The following is a 20,838-nucleotide window of genomic DNA, read 5'->3' as shown; positions in this document are numbered from 1 at the left end:
ACTGACGGCACGCCCCCTTTCTGGAGGTTAGGTATGAAACGAGCGGCACTTCATCCCGCGTTGACGCTGATTCTGCTCGGGCTGCTGTCCGGGTGCACCAACCCCGGTCAGTCCACGCACACGCCACCGGTCGTCACGCCGGTGAACGCCGTCACGGGCGTGGCGATCACCAGTACCGCCGCGGAACTGCGCAGCGGCGCGCCCGTGACCCTGACGGCTGCCGTCACGGGGACGGGTTCCTTCAGTCGGGACGTGGACTGGACGGTGGTTCAGGGGGGCGGGACGCTCTCCCCGGCGCGCGGCGTGACCACCGAGTACACCGCCCCGACCGTCCTGGTGGATACGGACGTGATCCTGCAGGCGACGTCGGTGACCACGCCGGCCCAGTCGACCCGCATGACGCTGCGCGTGCGGGCCGCGCCGGGGTTCACGCTGGGCGTGAAGGGCAGCGTGGCGCTCGCGGCAGGGGGGACCGCGCAGGTTCCGGTGGCCGTCACCCGTTCTGGGGGGCACACGGCGAACGTCACGGTGTCGACGGGACCGCTGACCGGCGTGAGCGCGGCCCTGGTGCCGTCTGCGGGTGGGTACACGCTGACGCTGGGCGGCGCGGCCCGGACGGACGGCGTGACGGAAGTGACCCTGACCGCGTCGGACGGGCAGCAGGAGGTGCGGCAGGTCCTGCGGGTCCTGCACGTGCCGGCCTCCGCGCGGACCCTGTCGGGCCAGCGGACCGTGTGGACGCCCGAGCAGTACGACGGGAACGACCTGACCGTCGTGTTGCCGGACCTGCAGCCCGACGAGCGGGTGGCGTTGATTCCGTTCAATCCGGACCCCGCTGTGAAGGAGGTGACGTTCGACCTGATCGGGCAGGGGGGACTCGCCGCGCAGTCGCTTGCCGCACCGTCGCTCGGTGCGGGCGCGTTGGCGCAGCAGGCGGTACCAACGCCGGATCTTCACGCCGGGGCGCAGCGAACCCTGCAGGCCGAGGCGGAACGGGCGCTGGCCCGCGCGGGTGCGGCCGGGCTCGGCAGTCAGTCGGTGCCTGAGCCGCGCCGGGTGCTGCGGTCCGTGAACTGGGCGACCGGGCAGATGGAGGACGTCCCGGCCACCCTGAGGGCCGTCACGCCGGACCTGCTCATCTACGTCGATGACCGCGTGGCGGACGGCGCCGTGGACGTGAAACGCCTGGAAGCGGAGTTCGCGGCGGTCGCGCCGACCACCCGCGCCCGCTGGGGCGCAGACACGGACCTGGACGGGAACGGACGGATCCTCCTGCTCGTGACGCCGCTCGTGCAGGGTGGGAACGGCGGCCTGTTCTGGTATGACGGGCCGGGCGTGGCGGCCGAGCAGATCGTCCTGGGGGTCGGCCTGTACGGGCAGGACATGCTGGCGCACGAGTTCAAGCACGTGATCTCCATCGGGCGGCGTGGCGGGGACGACGTGTGGCTGGAAGAGGGACTCGCGGTGGTCGCGTCGGATCTCGTGGGCGCGCCGTCGCACTGGCATACCGACGCGCTGCTGAGCGACCCGGCGGCGCACCCGACCTTCCACCGCGGCGGGACCGGCCCGTACGTGATCGGCAGTTACGGCCCGTACTACCTGCTGTCCCGGTTCGTCGGCGAGCGGGGCGGGGGAGACGCGGCGGGCGTCTGGGCGAAATTCCTCAGCCGCACCCGCAAGGACCTGCCGTCGGTGCCGAACGCGGAGTGGATCGCCGGGGCGTCCCTGCCGGAGGTGTACGCGGACTGGGTGACCACGCTGATGTTCGACCATACGGGCCTCATCGCGGGGTTCGACTATCAGGGGATCAACCTGCGGGACGCGGCGCAGGGGTTCCGGCCGCTGCGGTATCACTTCATTGGGAACGACGCGCGGCGGGTTGTGATGGCGAACCAGAATTTCTTCGTGACGCGCGGCGGCGCCGGTGGGGACAGCGTGATCCGTGTGGCGGGCGTGAGTGGCCGGCCGCACCTGGTGGCGGTGCGCTTCCGGGGGGACCTGCCGTACCTCCCGCCGGGCAGTGTGACGGGTACGCTGGTCAGTCCGGACGGGTCGTCGCTGGATGGGACGCAGGTGTGCGTCGCGACCCACGCGAACAACGTCTACTCGTGCGTGGCGAGGCAATGGCAGGTGCTCAGGACGTCGGCGGCGCAGCAGGCTTTCGAGTTCCAGGACGTCCCGACCGGCACGTACCGCCTGGCCGCGTGGCGGGACAATAACGGCAACGGGCAGCATGACGCCGGGGACTGGTGGGGAAACCTCACGGCGGATTTCAGGGTGGAGGCGGAACGGGCGACCACGCTGGCTCCGCTGACCCTCGGGGTCCGGAAGTGAACAGCGCAGGGGCGTCCACGTCGGAAACGGCGTGCCCTCGCCGCTGCACCGGGGAGCGGCTGCGAGTCACGGTGAATGCGAATCAAGGTGAATGGCGCCGCGTCACGTCCCCGTCAGTTCGAGGCGTTGCGTGTAGGGTGAGGGAAGTCCACCGAGGGGTTGTCCCCGGTTCTGGCTGATCTCCCAGGTGTAGTGCGGGTGGAGTGTCCAGCGGGCCGCGTCGCCTGTTCCGGTCAGGGTGATGGCGGCCCGGTCGCCGATCAGCAGGCGGACGCGTTCGGCGGCGCGGGCGGGCGCCTGGGAGTCCGTGGTGGCCAGGACGTCGTGGCAGAGTGCCGAGGTGGTCTGCGGACTGTCACTGATGAGGGCCGCGAGGAGCGCGGCGGTCGGGGCGGTCAGGCGCGTGTTGATGGGGACGCCGTTGATGGCGAGGCGCAGCTCACCGCGGATGGTGACGGTGACGGTCGTCGTCTGTCTCGGCCCGGCCCCGCGCAGGGGAACGCCGGCCGTGACGAGCGCCGCGTGGACGTCCGGATGGCTGAGGTGGAACAGGGCTTCCTCGTGCCGCTGCTGCAGGTGGTGTGCGGCCTGGGCGAGCGTGGCGGCCTGGGCGGCGTCGGTCCAGCGGGTCCGGTGCAGCAGGGCCCGCGCCTGCCAGGCCGGGTGCGCGGCCGGGCGGTCCTGACTCAGGTGGTCGGGATTCTCGTCGAGGATGCCCTGCAGGATCTCGGCGGCCGCGCGCGCGGCGGGATCCGCGCGCGTGATGGGCAGCGCCCACAGGTCACGCAGGGCCGCGTGGGCATCCGGGTGGCCCGTGACGGTCAGGGTGGTGGTGAGGATCTGCTGGGCGCGCAGGGCGTAGACGGGTTGCGTGGCCGTGTGCCGCGCGAGTCGCGCGCGTTGCGTGGCGAGGTCGGTCTGCCCGGCGGTGAGGGCGACGACGCTGCGTCCGGCGTGCAGCAGGCTGCGTGCGGACCCGCTGCCGGTGGTGGTCAGGGCGGCGTCGAGGGTCTGTCCGGCCTCGGTGAAGCGTCCCAGTTGCAGGAGGACGGAACTGAGGTTGTAGGTGCCGGTCACGTGGGATTCCGCGTCGCGTGTCTTGCGGGTGAGGTGTTCGGCCGTGAAGTGGTGTTCGAGGGCCTCTTCGGGTCTGCGGCGGTATTCGAGCAGGGCGGCGTAGGAGAGGTGCAGGCGGCCGCGCTGGCTGAGGCTGCTGGTGGTGAGGCCGGTCCTGAAGGAGGTTTCGGCGGCCGGGTAGTCGCCGAGGGACTGCAGGCACAGGCCGCGCAGGCGGTGCCATTCACCCCAGTAGGTGGGTGTGGACTGTTCCCGGCATTCGTCGAGGACCTGTAGCGCGGCGCTCACCTGGCTGTCGGCCCAGTGGGTGTGGGCCTGCTGGAGTGGTGCGAACGGGTCGGGCACGGGGGTCACCATAGGTGGGCGGGGCGCAGCGTGAGTCCTCAGGTGTGGTGCGTTGGGGGGTGTATCCCCCCCGGTGCGGTATGGAGTGGGCTGGCGGAGGGGTTTCGAGTGAGTGGTGTATATTGATTGCAGATATGAATAACGGGCGTGCACCCGCCCCAGCGTCATCACCCGCCTCGCCGAGCTCGTTTCCGGCAGGCGCCAGCTTGAGCCTGAGCGAACCGGATGACCGATTCGACGCAGGCTGTACGTAACAGACAACCAGCCCCGCGTGCTGACGCGTCGGCTGGAGCGGTAGTGGCATCCTGGTCGACCCGGTCCAACGTCGTTCCGAAACCTCTGCTGATGCATCAGCACGCGGGGCCGCCGATCCCGTCTGCGGTATGGATACCGGTAGGAGCGACGGGTAGCGCCGCACATAGGGCCGCCCGCCCGTCAAGTCATATCCCTTCCCTGAATACATCCGGTATGCTCTGCACATGGTGCATCCAGCGGACGATCAGGCGCGGGTCCTCACGCACGCGCTGCACACCGGCGACCTCGACACGCTCATCACCACCCTGCACGCCCAGGACCGCATCCGCGGACGCCCCGCACAACTGATCAGCAACCTCCGCCCGATCGTCACCGCCGCGCAACGCGACTACGTCAGCCTGCTGCGCCCCCCACCGGACTTCCACGCGTGGCTGAGCGAAACGCTCCTCACGAACGCCGACGGCACCCCCGCCCGCCCCAACACCCGCACCAGCCGCGTCATCGCCCTGCGCGCCCTGTACCGCGCCCTGCGGGGCCTGGGCATCATCACCGGCGACCCCCTGCTGGACTTCCACGCACCCGAAGTCGAGCGGCGCAGCGACCCCCTGCCCACGCGCGAGACCCTCGAAACGCTCGTGCACGCCGCGCGGACCGACCCGAACCTCCAGGCGGCGCTGCTGCTGCTGTGGCATCACGCGCTGCCCATCACGACCCTGCTGCGCCTCACCTGGGCAGCGTTCGACCCCCACGCGCGGACACTGCTGCGCAACAACGCGCTCAGTCCCCTCACACCCGAGGCGGGAGCCGCCCTGCAACGCCTGCACCACCGCGCCGGATACGACCCGCTGTTCGAGGACACCCTGGATCAGGTCGCGCCCAGGCGCATGTTCCCGTACGACACGCAGGACGCCCTGCGCCTGCGGATCCTGCACGTCACGCGCGACGCCGAACTGCCGTTCATCCCGCCCGGCCTGATCCGCCGCGCCGCGCTGCGCGACCACGCCCGCAGCGCCACGCACCTCGGGTACATCAGCACGAGCCATTACGAGCGGGTCGTGGCCCTCGCGCAGTCAGTGGGAGAGCAGACGGGCACGGATCAACCGGAGTAACGGACCGCCCGGTCACCCGAGGGGGACGCCGGATGACGCCGAGCCGTGGCTCCTCATGCCCCCTGCCCGCCGGATCAGGCGCCGGGAGACGTGACGGGCAGGCGGGTGGGGCTGGCCCCGGCGCGCGGGAAGGTCAGGGCGGGTTCCAGGCGGTGCACGCCGCGTGGGCGATAGCCGAGGTGCTCGCTGCGGCCCAGCACCTCGGCCAGCAGGTACACGGTGGACAGCCACATCTCGGTGCCCTGCAGTCCCGGCTGCGAGGCGAGGGCAGCGCCGGGCTGGGCGGGCAGTTCGAAGGCGAAGCCGCGCCCGTCCACCCAGCGGGGCAGGATGCGCCGCAGCTGCGCCTGCGCCCAGGCCTGCACGTCGTCGGCGCGGTGGGTCGTCTGGCGGCCGCACAGCCACAGCGGGTGAATGACGTCCAGGACGTTGCAGGCGTTGCCGCGCGCGTCGCTGAAGAAACGCGTGTCGCGGGCGTGGCGCAGCAGCGTGTCGGTCGCGGCGTCCGGGTACGGGACGGGCAGTCCGAACTGCGCGAAGGTGCCGCGCGTCAGGCGGTAGAAGCCGTTGACGGGTTGCAGCCAGCCGTCCTGCGCGCCCGGAGTGCCCCACAGGCCACTGGCCGGATCGGCGCGTGACAGGAGCCAGCCGTGCAGCGCCTCGGCGGCGCCCGGCGCGGCGTGCCCGGCAAAGTTGCGGGCGTTCAGGTACAGGCCGGTGCCGTACCCGTCGATCCAGTCGCCGGCACTCCAGGCCCGTTCGGTCCAGGGCAGGCCCTCCAGCAGGCCGGTCAGGGCAGCGGCGTCCAGCCGGGCGACCGCGTGGACAGGATGGCGCGGCGCCTCGCCCAGCAGTTCCAGGGCGTAGCCGACGGCCAGCAGGTGGTAGCGGGAGAGGTGGTCGGTCAGGTACCAGGGGTTGTCCCCGGCGGCCGGTGGGTGCCAGGGGTCCGGGTACAGGCCGGTGTGCGGGTCCTGGTACGAGTGGAGTTGCGCGGCGAAGTCCTCGCGGCCGCGCAGTTCCGGCAGCGCGCCGAACATGGCGGCGATCTCGATGGCGTCGCAGGTGGCGCGCACAGAGGGGGACCGTCCGGGCTGCGGGAGGTAGGTGGGGCCCCCCGCGTGGAGGTCGGTGTTAGCGCAGGTGCGCAGCACGTCCGGCCACTGGGCGGCCACCCGCGCCCCGAACGCCGAGAGCAGGGCGTTCAGGTCGTGCGGGTCCGGCGCGGCGGAGGGGGCCGCGCGGGCGGGGCGCTGGCTGGCGGACTGTCGGGGGTGGGTTCGCCCAGGCGACTCTTCAGGATGCGCGCCGGGCTGCCGCCCACCACGGCGTAGTCCGGCACGTCACGCGTGACGACGGCGCCCGCCGCGAGGATGGTGTGACTGCCGACGCGCACGCCGTCGAGGATCGTGACGCTCGAACCGATCCACACGTCGTCCCCGATCTCGATGCCGCGCACCGTTTCGGCCTGCTGGAACACCGGGGTATGCGGGTCCGCGAACCCGTGGTTGAACCCGATGATCGAGGCGTGCGCGCCGATCCGCACGCCGCTGCCCATCCGGACCCGGCCGCGCACGACCGCGTAGGGGTTCAGGGTGCAGTCGTCGCCGGTCGTGACCTCGTCGGTCACGTAGGCGTACGCGGCGACGTACGACCGCGCGCCCAGCACCAGCGCGCGCGGGTACACCCCGGCCAGCGGCGACACGAAACAGTCCGGGCCGATGCGGGCGCCGCTGCCGGTCAGGGTCGCCTGGTGGGCGGCCTGCGCGGCCCGCTCGGCGTCGGTGGCCCAGGCCCGGAACCGCCACGGGCAGTAATCGAAGAAGTGCGGCAGGTCCGCCGACGGCTGGCGTTCCGACGGCGCTGCGAAGTTCTGGACGGCCGTCACCGGGAGCGGCCTGCGGGTGGGCAGTCAGGGTACGGGCGGGTCATGGAGTCACCTCGAGGGGGGCGAGTCGCTTCGGGTTCGGGTCGCGCGGCGGCTGGTCCGGCCGGACACCCCCGCCGGCGTGTGTGGGCGGCAAGGTTGGGCAGCGGGGTTGGGCAGCGAGATTGGGCAGCGAGATTGGGCGGGCGGCGTGGATAGGCCGCCGAGATCCTGTGCCTGCGCCACCCCCCACCTCAGCGGCCCTGCATGAGGTTCGGAATGAACTCCACGAACCACGGGAAGTACGTGACCAGCAGCAGCGCCACGAACATCGGCGGCCAGAAGTACAGCATCGCCCGCGACACCCGCTCCATGGTCGTCTGCCCTACCCCGCAGCCCACGAACAGCGCCGTTCCCACCGGCGGGGTCGTCAGGCCCAGGCCCAGGTTCAGCATCATCACGATCCCGAACTGCACGGCGCTCATCCCGATCGGCTCGGCCGTCACGATGGGCAGCAGCACGGGCGTCAGGATCACGATCAGCGGCCCCATGTCCATGAACATGCCCAGCACCAGCATCAGCAGGTTCAGCAGCAGCAGCACCACCAGCGGGTTGTCACTGACGCCCAGGATCAACGCCGACAGGTCCGCCGGAACGCGCAGCAGCGCCATCATCCAGCTGAACGCGCTGGCGGTCGCGATGATGAACATCACCATGCCCACCGTCGCCACGGACGCCTGCACCGAACGCCACAGGCTGGCCCAGGTCAGTTCGCGGTAGAACACCGTGCTGACCAGCAGCGCCGCCAGCACACCGATCGCGGCGGATTCGGTGGCCGTGAACCACCCGAACACGATGCCGCCCACCACGATCAGGCCCACCAGCAGGCTGGGCACGGCGCCGCCCACGATCCGCAGGCTCTCCCGCAGCGGCGGGCGCGGCTCGGTCGGGTAGTTGCGGCGCACCGACAGGACGTACGCGCTGATCATCAGCGCCACGCCGGTCAGGATGCCCGGCAGGTACCCCGCCAGGAACATCGTCCCGATCGACACGCCGCCCGCCGCGAGGCTGTAGATCACCATGTTGTGACTGGGCGGAATGATCACGCCCTGCACCGAACTGGCGACCGTGATGGCGGTCGCGAAATCCCGGTCGTAGCCTTTTTTCACCATCATGGGAATGATCACGCCGCCCGTGGCGCTCACGTCCGCCACGGCCGACCCGGACACGCCGCCCATCAGCATGGAGTCCAGCACGTTCACCATCGCCAGTCCGCCCTTCCAGGGGCCGACCAGCACGCGCGCCAGGTCCACGAGGCGCCGCGCGATGCCGCCCTCGGACATGATCTGCCCCACCAGGATGAAGAACGGAATGGCCAGCAGCGGCGTGGACGTCACGCCGTTCGCCATGCGCTGCGCCACGATCAGTTCCGGCATCCCGAACCGCGCGACCGACACCAGCGTCGCCATGCCCACCGCCACGCCCACCGGCGTTCCGGCCGCCAGCAGCACGAAGAACGTGCCGACCAGCAGCCCGGCCGGGCCGAGCAGCGCCGCCGGGTTCAGCAGCGCCGCGAGCATCAGCAGCGCGCAGGCCAGCGCGCACACCAGCGCCACGCGCCGCGCCTGCGGGCCGGGCGGGGCGGGCGTGAACGCGCCCAGCACGTTGCGGGCCGCGTACGCGGCGATCAGCGCGCCGCCGGCCGGCAGGGCCAGGTACATCCAGCCGACCGGCAGGCGCAGCGTCGGAAAGAACTGCGCCATGGTGCTGCGCGACAGTTCCCAGCCGTAGCGCAGCAGGTACAGCCCGAACGCCGCCACGATCAGCCACACCAGCCGGTGCAGCGCCGCCTGCGCCGGGGCGGGCAGCCGCTCGACCAGCAGCGACACGCGCAGGGTGTCATGGTTGCGGATGCCGAGCGCCGTGGCGATCAGGCCCAGCCACACCAGCAGCGTCAGGCTGAGTTCCTCGGTCCAGTGCGGGCTGCTCAGGCCTGGAACGTAGCGCGCGACGACCTGCCAGGAGATGATCATCACGATCGCCACCAGCAGCGCCCCGGTCAGGACGCTCAGGCCCTGCGCGAAGGCCTGCTCGGCCCGCTGCAGCCCTGCGCGCGGTTGGGCTGCAGCGGCCCGTACCGGAGGTTCCAGCGCCGGGTTGTCCATGCTCAGCGCACGTCCTGAATGCGTTCGATCAGGGTGCCGTACACCTTGCGGTACTTCTCGTACACCGGCGCCATGGCCTTCTGGAACGCGCTGCGGTCAACCTTGGTGATGGTCACACCGGCCTTCTGGATGGCGGCGCGGCTCTCGGCGGTCAGGGCGTTCCAGGCCTTGCGTTCCACCGCGACGCTCTGCGCGGCGGCCACGCGGATCAGGCGCTGATCGGCGGGACTGAGTTTGTCCCAGCGGACCTTGCTCATCATGACGACCTCGGGGACCGAGTTGTGCTCGGTCAGCGAGTAGTAGCGGGCCACCTCGAAGTGCCGCGCGCCGGACGGCCCGTACGACGGGTAGTTGTTCTCGGCGCCGTCGATGGCGCTCGTCTGAAGGCTGGAGTACACCTCGCCCATCGAGAGCGGGACCGGGCGGGCCTGCAGGGCGGACATCATGTCCAGCACGACCTCGTTCTGCTGCGTGCGGATGCGCAGCCCCCTGAGGTCGGCGGGCGTGCGGATGGGTTTTTTCGTCGTGTAGAACGACCGCGTGCCCGAATCGTAGTACGCCAGTCCGATGAAGCCCGCGCCTTCCAGCCCGGCCAGCAGTTCCTTGCCGACCGCGCCGTTCAGGACGTTCCACTGGTGCGTGGAATCGCGGAACAGGAACGGCAAACTGTACACGCCCATCGGCGGGTAGGCCTGCGCGACCGGCGCGGAGGACACGCGCACCATGTCCAGCACGCCCAGTTTGGTCTGTTCGATGGTGGAACGCTCGTCGCCCAGCTGCCCGCCCGAGAACACCTGCAGCTCGATGCGGCCGTTGCTGGCCTTTTTCAGGTAGTCCGCCATGGCTTTCAGGCCCACCACCGTGGGGTAGGTCTCGGGCTGGATGTCGGCGGCCCGCAACGTGATCTTCGCCTGCGCGTGCGCCTGGACGGGCAGCGTCAGCAGGGCCAGCAGGGCCGCCCGCGTCACGCGCGCCGACACGGCGTGACGGGGCACCGGGGCGCCGGGATCAGGGGCACTGCCAGCTGGGATACCGGCAGCAGGGGCACCGGACACCGGGACGTGAGGGGCGGAACGGACTTTGGGCATGCGGGCCATGGGAACCTCCAGGGACGAGGGGCGGGAAGCGGGCCGGGCGGTCTGATGCGGGCGTCCTCCAGGCGCAGTCAGGAGCAGGGGCAACACGCGGGGCAACGAGCGGAGACAGTGAGCGGCGCGGGGCTGGCCGTTCACGGAGCAGGGCAGTGGGTGGGAAGCCATGGTGGGCGAGAAGACCGTGACCGGGGGCAGCAGCGAGCGGACCGTCACGCGAGGCGTGAACCGCAAAAGATCCTGCGGGGCAGGAGCGGACGCGGTGGATGCCAGGGGGCACCCATCAGTTGGGTTAACGATTAACCACACCTTACGGCGCCCCCCAGGCAGTGTCAACACCCGCCCCCGGACCGCGCCCCCGCCCCCGCAACACCACGCGGCCTGACTCGGAGCCCCAACCAGACCACACAGCCCGCAGAGCGTCACAGCGGTCTCCAGCTTCATGGAAGGGCCAACAGCACGCCCCTCAACTCCACGTCCAACCGCATTTGTCGGCAGGTCCTCACGCTGCTCGGTTCAGGAAGGGCAACGCCGCCCCTCTGCAGGCCACCCACACACCGGGACCCGTGCAGGGTCACACGGGATTCAGGTGATGTCATACACGCTCCGATTGTTTCGTTGACAACCCGGAACCACACCGGGTTGCCAACTCCACGACCGGAACCCGTTTCGCTCCTACTCGCATCCGGTCGGGTTGAAAGTTTTTGCAAACCTTTTAACCGGAGTGCATATCACTTGCATCCCGCGTCGAATGGACTTCTGTACAGCCCCTTCCATCCGAGCAGCGCGAGCAGAAGAACACCCCTCGGGGCATGGACCAGGCAACCCGGTGCCGGTCCGGGTAGTGCACGAAACAGACGGAATCGGTATCAGGTCACGCCGGGACGGCACGGCAGCGTGGGCCCCGGTCAGCGGGATCCACGCTGTCGCTCCCGGCGCAGCCCGCGCTCAGGTGACCGGCACGGCCGGGCTGTCATCGTAGCTCGGGGGCACGTCGCGGCCATCTGCGAGGGCCTGCACGAACGCCTCGAACTGCGCCCGTTGCTGGTCCCGCACGGCCCGCCAGCGGTCCAGGCTGCCCCCGGACGGATCCACGAACGGGTAGTGGCGGCGCGTGGTGCGCCCCGGATACACCGGGCAGGCCTCGGCGGCGCTGTCACAGACCGTGATCACGTAATCGAAATTCTGCGCGTCCGGCACGTCCCACAGGGTCTTGCTCGTGTGCGTGCTCAGGTCCAGGCCGAGTTCGGCCATGACGGTCTTCGCGTCGTCCTTCACGCGGGTGGCCTCGGTCCCGGCGGAGTGCACGTCCACCGTCACGCCCAGGCGCCGGGCGGCGTCACGGGTGAGGGCCTCGGCCATCTGCGACCGGGCGGAGTTGTGCGTGCAGAGAATCAGGACGCGGGTCATACCCCGACGTTAACACACCGATTTCACTTGATGCGTCATGGGCATTCCGTCCGGCAGCAGATCGGTCAGCAGCGCCCCGCCCAGGCGGTACAGCACCTCCCGGCGCAGCGCGTAATACGTGTTCTTGCCCCGCTGCTCGGCCGTGACCAGCCCGGCGTCGCGCAGCACACCCAGGTGGTATGACACCTTCGACTGCGGCAGGGACAGCAGAACCTCCAGGTCGCACACGCAGCGCTCCCCGGCGGCGAGGTGACGCACCAGGTCGTAGCGGGTGTCCTGCGCCAGCGCCCTGAGTTGATCCAGCACCGACGGAGAAGTGAGCGTCACCCACCCATTCTATTCATTCCCGGATCGGGTGGGCGACTGATCTGAGGTTGAGCAGGTCGTCACCACATTTGCCCGAAATCACCCGGTAAGAATCTGAATGCCATGCGGGGGGAACTCCAACGCATGGCACAATCTGGAGCGGAAGGGGAGCTGTTCGCCTTGGCGTGTCGACCGCGAACTTTTGTGACCGTCGTGCCGTCGGCTGTACTTGCTGCTGGTCATGATAGTTCGCGGTATGGGCGCAACACGAAGGAACTCACTTCCCCCTGGCACAGTGCGTCTGCGTGCCGGTGCCGGGCAAGGTGAGCGGCGCAGGCACCGGGTTCTGGAACGTGAAGCAGGTCTCGCCCGCTTGGCCGTACCGCAGGGTCTGCATGACACCCCCGACAGTGCACTTCAGAGTCGATGGAATCACAGTGTTTTGCCGCTCGATTACAGCGGGAGGCCAGCCTGCCCTCTTGACCCTGACACTGACGTCAGGGTCTAGCCTGGGGGCATGCGCATCGGTGAACTCGCGGCCCGCACCGGCACCAGCGTCCGCGCCCTGCGGCACTACGACCAGGCGGGCGTTCTGAGCAGCGTCCGGCAGGAGAACGGCTACCGGACGTTCACGCCAGACGACATCGCGCGGGTGCGCCTGATCCGCCTGTTCCTGTCGGTCGGCTTCACGCTCGACGAGATCCGCCGGTTCGCGCCGTGCTGGCAGGATGGGCACGGACCGGACGACCCGGCCGGGAACGACGTCGCGGCCGACTTCTACCGCCGCAAACTCGCCGACATCGACGCGCAGCTGCGTGACCTGCACGTCATCCGTGACCGCCTGACCACGCAACTGAGCGAACTGACCGGCACTGGCCCGGCCTGCGCCCCCACCCTGGAGGACCCCCATGAACCTGACGCTCGTCCGTAACGCCACCCTGCGCCTGGAACTCGCCGGGCAGACCGTCCTGATCGACCCGATGCTGGGCGACCTGCACAGCCTGCCGTCGTTCGCGGGCGTGTCCCCCAACCCGACCGTACCCCTGCCCGTCCCCGCGCAGGACGTGCTGCGCGGCGTGACCCTGCTGGTCGTGTCGCACCTCCACCCGGATCACCTCGACCCGGCGGCCATCTCGGCCCTGCCCAAAGACCTGCCGGTGCTGTGCCAGCCGGGAGACGAGGACACCCTGCGCGGGCACGGCTTCCGGGACGTCACGCCCCTACAGGACACGGTCCGCGTGGCGGACCTGACGTTCACCCGCACGGACGGCGAGCACGGCAGTGGGGACATCCTCGCGCAGATGGGGGCTGCGATGGGGTTCGTGCTGCGCGCCCCCGGCGAACCCACCGTGTACTGGACGGGCGACACCGTGCTGATTCCCGCCGTGACCGACACGGTCACCCGTGAGCGGCCGGACGTGATCGTCACCCATTCGGGCGGCGCGGCGCTGGGCGGCACGCTGCTGATCATGGATGCCACGCAGACGGTGGAGGTGCTGCGCGCCGCGCCGGACGCGACGGTCGTGGCCGTGCACCTCGAGAGCCTCGACCACTGCTTCTCCACCCGCGCCGATCTGCGCCGCGCCGCGCAGCAGGCCGGGGTGGAGGCGCGCCTGCGCGTTCCGCAGGACGGTGACACCCTGACCCTGGCGTGATGCCACAGGGGCGGGCACCGGAGGTGAATGCCAACCGGTGCCCGCCCCTTGCGCAGTCAGGTCGCGGCGCGGATCAGGCCGCCGTCCACGCGGTACGCAGTGCCGTTGATCGCCGCGGCGTTCGGGGACGCCAGGAAGGCCACGGCATCCGCGATCTCCTGCGGATGCGCGAACCGGCCCAGCAGGGACGCCTGACCGTCCCCACGCTCGAAGTACGCCTGCCGCGTCCCGTTGAGGCTGTCGCCGCCACGCGCGGCCTGCTCGCCCAGGAAGTTCTGCACGCCGGGACTCCAGGTGGGGGCCACGAGCACGCTGTTCACCGTGACGGCCGTGCCGCGCGAGAGTTCGGCCAGGCCGCGTGCCACGGCGACCTGCGCCGCCTTGCTCGTCGCATACGGCAGCATGTCCGGGCTGGGTTTCAGGGCCTGCTCGCTGGAGATGAAGATCACGCGGCCCCAGCCGCGCGCGAGCATGTCCGGCATGAACGCCCGCGCGAGCCGCACGCCACTGAGGACGTTCAACTCGAACGCGGCCGTCCAGGCGTCGTCGCCGGTGGTGAAGAACGGCTGGATGCCGAAGGCGCCCACGTTGTTCACGAGAATGTCGATGCCGCCCGTGCGGCGCGTGAAGTCGGTCAGGTCCGCCGCGCCCTGCGGGGTGGAGAGGTCGGCGGCGATGCCGTCGACCGGGCCGAGTTCGCTGAGCATCTCCGCGGCGTGCCCGACGCGGGCGTGGTCGCGGCCGTGCACGATGACAGACGCCCCCTCGCGCAGGAGGGTCTCGGCCAGCGCGCGGCCGATGCCCAGGGTGGAGCCGGTGATCAGGGCGCGCCGGCCACGCAGGTTCAGGTTCATGTCAGTCCTCCGGGAAGGGGCGCCGCCCCGGCCGTCACTGCGGGCGGGGCGGCACTGGGTCTGCGGCGCTGTCAGCGGGGCAGGTCGTTCAGGATGGGCACGATCGCTTCGGCCAGCGGGCGGGCCGAGGCGGGGTTCTGCCCGGTGGCGAGGCGGCCGTCGATCTCGACGTGCGGTTCGAAGTTGCTGCCCTTGGTGTGGTGGGCGCCGCGTTCGATCAGGCGGGTTTCGAGGTGGAAGGGCACGACGTCGCTGAGGTTCACGGCGCGTTCCTCGTCGTTCGTGAAGGCGGCCACGCGCTTGCCGCTGACGAGGTACTGGCCGTCACTCAGGCGGATGTTCACGAGCCCGGCGGGACCGTGGCAGACGGCGGCGACCATCCCACCGCGCTCGTAGATGCGCGAGGCGAGGCTGGCGAGGTCCTGATCGTCGGGGAAGTCCCACATGGTGCCGTGGCCACCCACGTAGAAGATCAGGTCGTAGTCGTCGGCGTTCACGTCAGCCGCGCGGCGCGTCGCGCTGAGGCGGGCCATGAGCGCCGCGTCGTCCAGGACGGCCTTCTGTTCGGGGTCGCTGGGGTCGGCGCCGTCCATGGGGGGCTGGCCGCCCTGGACGCTGATGAAGTCCGCGTCGAATCCCGCGCGGGTGAACACGTGGTACGGGTGGGCGAGTTCGGAAAGGTAGAAGCCGGTAGGGCGGACGCCGCCGAGGTCGTTGTGGCTGGTCAGGACGAACAGGACGTTGCGGGACATAGGGACTCCTTGACCGGCCCCCGTCGGGGGGCTGGCACGTAGGTGAGGGGCTTGGCTTGCCCGGCGGGCCGTCCGCCGAAGTGCCCCTACCTTACCGACCGGCGCATCTATCATCAAATAACGCGAATTGACCTCTTGACCCTATTTTTTTTATACCTTGGGGCATGTCGCGCCTCCAGCACCTGCGGACGTTCCTGACCATCTACCGCGAGGGCTCCGTGTCGGGGGCCGCGCCGAAACTGAATCTCACGCAACCCGCCGCGTCGCAGCACCTGCGCCTGCTCGAAACGCAGCTCGGGCAACCGCTCTTCCAGCGCCTCCCGCGCGGCCTGGCCCCCACCGGCGCCGCCCACGCCCTGGCCCGCCTGATCGCCCCGCACCTGGACGCCCTTGACGCCGCGCTAAGTGCCACGCGCACCCGCGCCCGCGACCTGCCCGGCCCGCTTCGGCTGGGCGGCCCGGCGGAATTCCTGCACGCCCGCGTCGTCCCGCACCTGATCCCACTGCTCGAGGGTGGTCTTCAACTGCGCGTCCACTGCGGCCTGAGTGACGACCTCGCCGAACAGGTCGCCGAGGGGCACCTCGACCTGATGATCGCCACCACCCGCCCGGACGCGCGACTGACCAGCGAACCGCTGTTCGAGGAACGCTTCCTCCTGGTCGGCGCGCCCCGCTGGGCCGAGCGGCTCCCCGGGCGGGCGCTGCGCAGCGCGGACCTGAACGAGGTGCCGCTGCTGGCCTACGCGGACGACCTGCCACTGCTGCGCCGCTACTGGCGCGTGGTATTCGGCGCGCGCCTGGAAAGTGTTCCGGCGCTGGTCCTGCCGGACCTGCGCGGACTGCGCGACGCGGCGGTCAGCGGGGCCGGCGTGACGGTCCTCCCGGAGTACCTCGCGGGCCCGGCTGTGCAGCGCGGCGACCTGCGCGTCCTTCACCACGTGGCCGAACCGCCCACCAACACCCTGTACCTCGCGTGGACCGAGGCGACCTTCACGGCGCGGGCTGCATTCGCACGGGATCACCTGCGAAATCTCGTGACCCTGTCCACATGACTCGCGTTCGGCCATTGAGGATCATGGCGTCAGTTTCACCCTCGGCACCTGACACTTCGGGAGACTGATGTGTTGGCGGCTGGACATGGCATCCCGACGAGCTACAGGCAGTCCCAGAAGTCATCGCCACCCCACCGAGCCGCTCGCCTCAGTTTTTCTCCCACTCGCGTCCGCTCGGATTGAACGGCTTTGTCAGCCATTCAGCCGGAGTTCGTATGAGTCGCTGTCCGTGGCGATGACTTGGCAGACAGACTTGCTCATTCAGCTGATCAGGCCAGTACCTTGTATTGCAAGGCTCAGCCGCACTTGTCCACTGAGGGACAGAGGGAACGCGGATGGACATATCAGGACCATGAGCATCATGCCGGGCGGGTCGCGTGGGCGCCACGCTGACACTGGGCACGGAGTGCTGGCTCACGACCGGCGGGTCCAGATGAACGGAGTGGTGGTCGTGACGGGCACGAGACCGCTGCGCTGCAGGATCGGGCGGGAGAATTCAGTGGAGTCGCTGTGCAGGTACCGCACGCCCCGCGCGAGGGCAGACTGGGCCCGCTGCGCGACAAGCGCCCGGTAGATTCCCTTCCCGCGCCACTCGGGGACGGTCCCGCCCCCCCAGATACCCGCGAATGCCGTGCCAGGGATGAGCTCGAGGCGGCCGGTGCAGATGATCTCCCCATCCGCTTCCGCCACCCAGATCTCCATGAGGTCCCGCCTGGCCTGCAGGCGACGCGCGAGGTCAGCAGTGGAAAAGGGCACGCCGAACGCGCGTTCCTGCGCGGCGGCCGCGCGGATCAGGTCGGGCATGGGGTCGGGTTGGGTGTCGATGCGCCGCAGGTTCACGCCGGCGGGGAGGGGCATGGGCGCGGCGAGGAGGCTCGCTTCACCCAGCATGACGGTCTCCGGGTCCTCGGCGTGCAGGCCGTACTGGGTGAGGCGGTCGGGGAGGTCGGCGGGAAGGTCGTGGCCGCGGGTTTTCCATTCGAAGGTCGTGATCTCCGGCTGGGTGGCGTAGTACGTGATGGTCCGCGCGATGAGGCTGTCGAGGTCGGGGCCGGTGAGGGCGCCAAGGTCTCGGTAGGTAACGAAGCCGCGGTCACCGTACGTGCCGCGCCACAGGGGACCGTCGCGGGTGACGGTGGTGGCGCCGATGAGTTCGGCGACTTCGCGGAGTTGAGTGTCGTACGCGGTGAGGAGTCGGTGCGTTTCCTGGGTGATCTCGCGTTCCGTCATAGTGCAGGGTAAACCCCGTCATGGCAGGCGGGAGCGCGGCGCCGGCCACGCCCGACCACCAGCACGTCAGTGTCCCGAAGGGTCAGGTGCTGAAAGTTTCACCGATCGCCAGTCGTTGGACGGGCCGAGCATCGTTCCTTCGGCAGACGACCATCCACATCAGGCATGCGGAGGAATTCCAGCTGTGGTCGACAAGTGCTGGGTGGGCGTTTTCAGGCGAACGCGCTGAGTGTTCGTCCTGCGCCTGACCGATGGTTACGTGATCTGCCCATTTCAGCTTCTGGACACGTTGATGACGTGGCGCACACTCATATCCGCTTCACGTACACTTCTGCGCCAATCGTGTAGCGAGTCCAGGCTGGCCATGAAACACCAGAAGAGTTTTGTTCACGGCAGCGACTCCTTTACTGGATGGTGTACCGGTCGTCCACCTGCGCGGTCTGGCGCCCGGCGGCCTCGTCCTTGCTCAGGTACGTCCGGACGTACTCGACCTTGACGTCCTGCGGCGTGACGGTCACGCGCAGGTGACCCGGGCCGCCGAGCAGCGTGCCGCTGGCGTACCCGTACTCTTTCGCGCTGCCGGTGTTGCCCGCGCGCGCGTTGGACGGCTGCGGCACCTCCTGATAGACGATGCCGTCCAGGGTCTGCTTGACGTACAGGTGGTCGTGTCCGTGGAACACCGCGCTGACCTTGTGTTTCACCAGCAGGTCGTGCACGGGCATGGCCCAGCCCGGGCGGTTCTGCGTGAAGCCCGCCGAGCCATCGGCATTGCGGCCGCCCCACTCGAAGAACGGGGCGGCCTCCGCGCCGCCGCGCCCGTCCTTGCCCAGCCCGCCGATCATCTGGTGCACGAACACGAATGTCCAACGGCTAGGACTGCCTTCAAGTGTCTGCCGCAGCCAGTCGTACTGTGCCCGGCCCAGCGTGGCGTTCCAGTTGTTCTCACCACTGCGGCCCGAAGACGTGTAGGCGTCCAGCACGATGAACTGCGCGTCCCCCCAGGTCCAGGCGTACGCGCCCTGATTCGTGATCGGCGTGCCGTCCGCCTGCTTCGGCGTGGAGTAGAAGCTGTCCTGCACGGGATTCGGGAAGTACTTCAGGCGCTGGGCGTTCGCCCAGTCGTTCATGGCCTGCTGGTCGGCCTTCCCGCCTGAGCGGACGCCTTCCCCGTCGTGGTTGCCGAGCGTGAGGAACAGCGGCGCGGTGTTCAGGGTGCCCAGCAGGGTGCGCTGCGCGAGGTACTGCCGCTGCGCCGCCGTGAACGGCTGGTACTTGTCCGTCATGAAGGTGTCGCCCAGGTCGATCAAGAAGTCCGGCGTGGAGGACGCCTCGTTCCTGAGCGTCTGCGCGTACACCTGAAGGTCGCTGTTGCCGTCCAGGTGCGAGTCGGCCTGAATGGTGAACGTGAACGCCTGCCCCGCCGCCCGCGCCGTGTGAAACGAGCGCGTCACCGACGCCCCAGCGCCCGTCCTCACGCGCAGCGTGTAGGTGGTGTCCGGGGTCAGGCCGGTGACGGGCAGGTGCCGCGGCTCGCCAGCAGTGAACGCCTGGGTGGGCAGCGTGACCTCAGTCCCACCGCCCTGAACAGTGAGGGTCACCTCGCTGCTCTGTGGCGTGCGGACGCTGACCGTCACGCCGGTCGCGGTCGGTCGGCACAGGATCACGTCCACCGGCGCATCGGGCCAGTCCAGCGGCAACGTCTGCCCCACGCCACTGCCCTGCTTCGCCTGTCCCTGACCCTGCCCGCCCTGCTGGGCCAGCGAGACCGCCAGGAGACCAGTCAACAGAGTCACGACCCGGCGTTTCATTCGCGGGCCTTCACGGTGTACTGGAAGGCGACGTCGTTCACCTGCGTGGACGACACGTCTTTGGGGAGGAACGAGCGCACGTAACTGACCGTCGCGCCCACCGGCCCCACCTCCACCCGCAGGAAACCGCTGTTCGGCAGGACCTCCCCACTCCGGTACGCATCCCGGTTGAACGCCGTGTACGTCGGGTCGGCGGGGTTCGGCACCGACTGGTAGATCACGCCGCCCTTCTCCTGCCGGGCGAACAGGTGGTCGTGACGCTCACGCCGGACTTGACGAACAGCTGGTGAATGGGCATGGCCCAGCCGGGCCGGTGCTGAGCGAAGGTGTCCTGACCGTTCCGGTCCTGGCCGCCCCACTCGTACAGGTCAGCGAGTTCCACGCCGCCGCGCCCGGTGCCCTGAACGTGATGCGCGAACACGAACTTGTACTTCGCGCGGCTGTTCAGGAGGGTCTGGCTCAGCCAGCGGTACTGCTCGTCCCCCAGCGTGATGTCCCAGGGGTCGCTCTTCCCGCCTTTCTGCCCGTCCACCTCGGTCTTCGAGTGCCAGTACGGATCGATGACGGCGAACAGCGCGTCGCCCCACGTCCAGGCATAGTAGTCGCGCAGCAGGCCGACGTGGTCGATGGGCGTGCCGTTGCCGCTGTAGAAGGCATTCGGTGCGGGGAGGGGGAAGTACGTGGTGCGGGCGCGGCCGGCCAGCACGGCGGCGTTGTTGGGCGTGCCGTCCAGGAAGGCGAAGGACGCCTGCTCGTGGTTGCCGTTCACCAGGAACAGCGGCGCGGTGCGGCCCACGTCACTGACGAACGCCCGTTGCGCGGCGTAGACGCCGTTCACGTTCGCGGGCGTCAGGTTGGGTGTGTTCAGGAAGCGGTCGAGGCTGAAGTCGTCGCCCATCATCACGTGGAAGTCCGGTTTCAGGCCAGCGATCGTACCCAGCGTCTGGCGGTAGAGCGCGGCGTCGAACATCTTCCCGGCGCGTTCCGGGTGGGAGTCGCCCTGCACGGTGAACGTGAACGCCTGCCCGGAGGCGGGGGCCGTGCGGAACGAGCCGCTGATGGGCGCACCTGTCGTGGGGGTCAGCGTGTAGGTGTAGGTCTGCGCGGGGGCGAGGCCAGTCAGGTCCACTTCGGTCGGGACGCCCGCCGTGAACGTCACCTGCCGCTCGACCGTCCCGCTGGTCAGCACCGCCGAGCCCGTGGTGGGCGACAGGACACTCACGGTCACCCCCTGATCGGTCGGGCGGCCCAGCACCACGTTCAGTGAAGGGGTCGTGTCAGGTGTTCCCTTCTTCCCCTTGTCCTGAGCGAGCACCACACCGAGCGCGAGACCTGCACAGAGAACCGCTACTTTCACTCGTTTCAAGATCGTCTCCTCTCGCTGGACCGCTCATGAGAGCGATTCACATGACGTCATGTAACCCTTAGAGAGGGCTCAGGGAGGAAAAGTTCCACGCGGTGATACAGGCGCAGAAGGGGCCAGGAGAACGCCATAAGGTGACCGGCGATGCCCTGCCGGAGGGAGCAC

At 69.6% G+C, this 20,838-nt stretch carries 18 protein-coding genes; 5 read left to right on the top strand and 13 right to left on the bottom strand.

Annotation, left to right across the window (positions count from 1 at the left end; genetic code table 11):
• The first annotated feature begins 33 nt into the window (after positions 1-33).
• The gene (locus EXW95_RS19105; RefSeq protein WP_174369104.1) at positions 34-2,334 is read left to right on the top strand and encodes a hypothetical protein; all 2,301 of its coding nucleotides are present in this window, start codon (positions 34-36) and stop codon (positions 2,332-2,334) included.
• A 102-nt stretch (positions 2,335-2,436) separates the two neighbouring features.
• Here EXW95_RS19105 and EXW95_RS19100 read toward each other — a convergent pair whose 3' ends face one another.
• On the bottom strand, positions 2,437-3,756 hold the full coding sequence (locus EXW95_RS19100; protein ID WP_174369103.1) for a tetratricopeptide repeat protein: 1,320 nt from the start codon (positions 3,754-3,756) through the stop codon (positions 2,437-2,439).
• A gap of 479 nt (positions 3,757-4,235) precedes the next feature.
• Here EXW95_RS19100 and EXW95_RS19095 point away from each other — a divergent pair, with 479 nt between their 5' ends.
• Positions 4,236-5,120, top strand: coding sequence for a hypothetical protein (locus EXW95_RS19095; RefSeq protein ID WP_174369102.1), 885 nt, complete (start codon positions 4,236-4,238; stop codon positions 5,118-5,120).
• A 74-nt stretch (positions 5,121-5,194) separates the two neighbouring features.
• On the opposite strand, the gene EXW95_RS20380 is transcribed toward EXW95_RS19095, so the two are convergent.
• The 6 genes from EXW95_RS20380 to EXW95_RS19070 form a co-directional block, all read right to left on the bottom strand.
• Complete coding sequence (locus EXW95_RS20380; protein WP_217449539.1) at positions 5,195-6,295, bottom strand: hypothetical protein; 1,101 nt, start codon at positions 6,293-6,295, stop codon at positions 5,195-5,197.
• A gap of 29 nt (positions 6,296-6,324) precedes the next feature.
• Positions 6,325-7,008: an acyltransferase gene (locus tag EXW95_RS20860; RefSeq protein ID WP_217449538.1), complete on the bottom strand. Its 684-nt coding sequence runs from the start codon at positions 7,006-7,008 to the stop codon at positions 6,325-6,327.
• Positions 7,009-7,241: 233 nt separating this feature from the next.
• Positions 7,242-9,152 (bottom strand): TRAP transporter large permease subunit, encoded by a 1,911-nt coding sequence (locus tag EXW95_RS19085; RefSeq protein ID WP_174369101.1) that lies wholly within the window; start codon positions 9,150-9,152, stop codon positions 7,242-7,244.
• A gap of 2 nt (positions 9,153-9,154) precedes the next feature.
• The gene (locus EXW95_RS19080; protein ID WP_217449537.1) at positions 9,155-10,147 is read right to left on the bottom strand and encodes a TRAP transporter substrate-binding protein; all 993 of its coding nucleotides are present in this window, start codon (positions 10,145-10,147) and stop codon (positions 9,155-9,157) included.
• A 1,044-nt stretch (positions 10,148-11,191) separates the two neighbouring features.
• Positions 11,192-11,653: an arsenate reductase ArsC gene (locus tag EXW95_RS19075; RefSeq protein ID WP_174369099.1), complete on the bottom strand. Its 462-nt coding sequence runs from the start codon at positions 11,651-11,653 to the stop codon at positions 11,192-11,194.
• 9 nt (positions 11,654-11,662) lie between these two features.
• Positions 11,663-11,980 carry a metalloregulator ArsR/SmtB family transcription factor gene (locus EXW95_RS19070; protein WP_174369098.1) on the bottom strand — a complete coding sequence of 106 codons (318 nt, stop codon included), beginning with the start codon at positions 11,978-11,980 and terminating at the stop codon, positions 11,663-11,665.
• Between the two features lie 496 nt (positions 11,981-12,476).
• Here EXW95_RS19070 and EXW95_RS19065 point away from each other — a divergent pair, with 496 nt between their 5' ends.
• Both EXW95_RS19065 and EXW95_RS19060 read left to right on the top strand, forming a co-directional pair.
• Positions 12,477-12,890, top strand: a complete 414-nt coding sequence (locus EXW95_RS19065; RefSeq protein WP_174369097.1) for a MerR family transcriptional regulator — start codon at positions 12,477-12,479, stop codon at positions 12,888-12,890.
• A complete protein-coding gene (locus tag EXW95_RS19060) occupies positions 12,868-13,614 on the top strand; it encodes an MBL fold metallo-hydrolase (RefSeq protein WP_174369096.1) in 747 nt (248 codons plus the stop codon). The genes EXW95_RS19065 and EXW95_RS19060 overlap by 23 nt, the downstream gene beginning before the upstream one ends.
• 56 nt (positions 13,615-13,670) lie before the next feature.
• Here EXW95_RS19060 and EXW95_RS19055 read toward each other — a convergent pair whose 3' ends face one another.
• Entirely contained in the window at positions 13,671-14,468 is a 798-nt protein-coding gene (locus EXW95_RS19055; RefSeq protein WP_174369095.1) for an SDR family NAD(P)-dependent oxidoreductase, read from the bottom strand.
• A gap of 71 nt (positions 14,469-14,539) precedes the next feature.
• Complete coding sequence (locus EXW95_RS19050) at positions 14,540-15,220, bottom strand: type 1 glutamine amidotransferase domain-containing protein (protein WP_174369094.1); 681 nt, start codon at positions 15,218-15,220, stop codon at positions 14,540-14,542.
• A gap of 164 nt (positions 15,221-15,384) precedes the next feature.
• Between EXW95_RS19050 and EXW95_RS19045 the strand changes: the two genes are divergently transcribed.
• A complete protein-coding gene (locus tag EXW95_RS19045) occupies positions 15,385-16,272 on the top strand; it encodes a LysR family transcriptional regulator (protein WP_174369093.1) in 888 nt (295 codons plus the stop codon).
• A 414-nt stretch (positions 16,273-16,686) separates the two neighbouring features.
• Here EXW95_RS19045 and EXW95_RS19040 read toward each other — a convergent pair whose 3' ends face one another.
• From EXW95_RS19040 to EXW95_RS19025, 4 genes are all read right to left on the bottom strand, one after another.
• Positions 16,687-17,502 (bottom strand): GNAT family N-acetyltransferase, encoded by an 816-nt coding sequence (locus tag EXW95_RS19040; RefSeq protein WP_174369092.1) that lies wholly within the window; start codon positions 17,500-17,502, stop codon positions 16,687-16,689.
• Positions 17,503-17,906: 404 nt separating this feature from the next.
• A complete protein-coding gene (locus EXW95_RS19035; protein ID WP_174369091.1) occupies positions 17,907-19,310 on the bottom strand; it encodes a metallophosphoesterase in 1,404 nt (467 codons plus the stop codon).
• On the bottom strand, positions 19,307-19,531 hold the full coding sequence (locus EXW95_RS19030) for a hypothetical protein (RefSeq protein ID WP_174369090.1): 225 nt from the start codon (positions 19,529-19,531) through the stop codon (positions 19,307-19,309). The genes EXW95_RS19035 and EXW95_RS19030 overlap by 4 nt, the downstream gene beginning before the upstream one ends.
• Complete coding sequence (locus tag EXW95_RS19025) at positions 19,528-20,565, bottom strand: metallophosphoesterase (protein WP_174369089.1); 1,038 nt, start codon at positions 20,563-20,565, stop codon at positions 19,528-19,530. The genes EXW95_RS19030 and EXW95_RS19025 overlap by 4 nt, the downstream gene beginning before the upstream one ends.
• Positions 20,566-20,838 lie beyond the last annotated feature (273 nt).

Origin of the sequence: Deinococcus sp. JMULE3 (assembly GCF_013337115.1) — a bacterium.
GTDB lineage: Bacteria > Deinococcota > Deinococci > Deinococcales > Deinococcaceae > Deinococcus.
The sequence above is the reverse complement of the archived record's forward strand: the minus strand, read 5'-3'. Positions and strand labels throughout refer to the sequence as shown.

Bases quoted from the DNA above. Each gene is read 5' to 3' on its own strand.
- EXW95_RS19035 (WP_174369091.1), bottom strand. From the start codon at position 19,310: ATGAAACGCCGGGTCGTGACTCTGTTGACTGGTCTCCTGGCGGTCTCG.
- EXW95_RS19060 (WP_174369096.1), top strand. From the start codon at position 12,868: ATGAACCTGACGCTCGTCCGTAACGCCACCCTGCGCCTGGAACTCGCC.
- EXW95_RS19040 (WP_174369092.1), bottom strand. From the start codon at position 17,502: ATGACGGAACGCGAGATCACCCAGGAAACGCACCGACTCCTCACCGCG.
- EXW95_RS19050 (WP_174369094.1), bottom strand. From the start codon at position 15,220: ATGTCCCGCAACGTCCTGTTCGTCCTGACCAGCCACAACGACCTCGGC.
- EXW95_RS19045 (WP_174369093.1), top strand. From the start codon at position 15,385: ATGTCGCGCCTCCAGCACCTGCGGACGTTCCTGACCATCTACCGCGAG.
- EXW95_RS19085 (WP_174369101.1), bottom strand. From the start codon at position 9,152: ATGGACAACCCGGCGCTGGAACCTCCGGTACGGGCCGCTGCAGCCCAA.
- EXW95_RS19095 (WP_174369102.1), top strand. From the start codon at position 4,236: ATGGTGCATCCAGCGGACGATCAGGCGCGGGTCCTCACGCACGCGCTG.
- EXW95_RS19105 (WP_174369104.1), top strand. From the start codon at position 34: ATGAAACGAGCGGCACTTCATCCCGCGTTGACGCTGATTCTGCTCGGG.
- EXW95_RS19065 (WP_174369097.1), top strand. From the start codon at position 12,477: ATGCGCATCGGTGAACTCGCGGCCCGCACCGGCACCAGCGTCCGCGCC.
- EXW95_RS19055 (WP_174369095.1), bottom strand. From the start codon at position 14,468: ATGAACCTGAACCTGCGTGGCCGGCGCGCCCTGATCACCGGCTCCACC.
- EXW95_RS19075 (WP_174369099.1), bottom strand. From the start codon at position 11,653: ATGACCCGCGTCCTGATTCTCTGCACGCACAACTCCGCCCGGTCGCAG.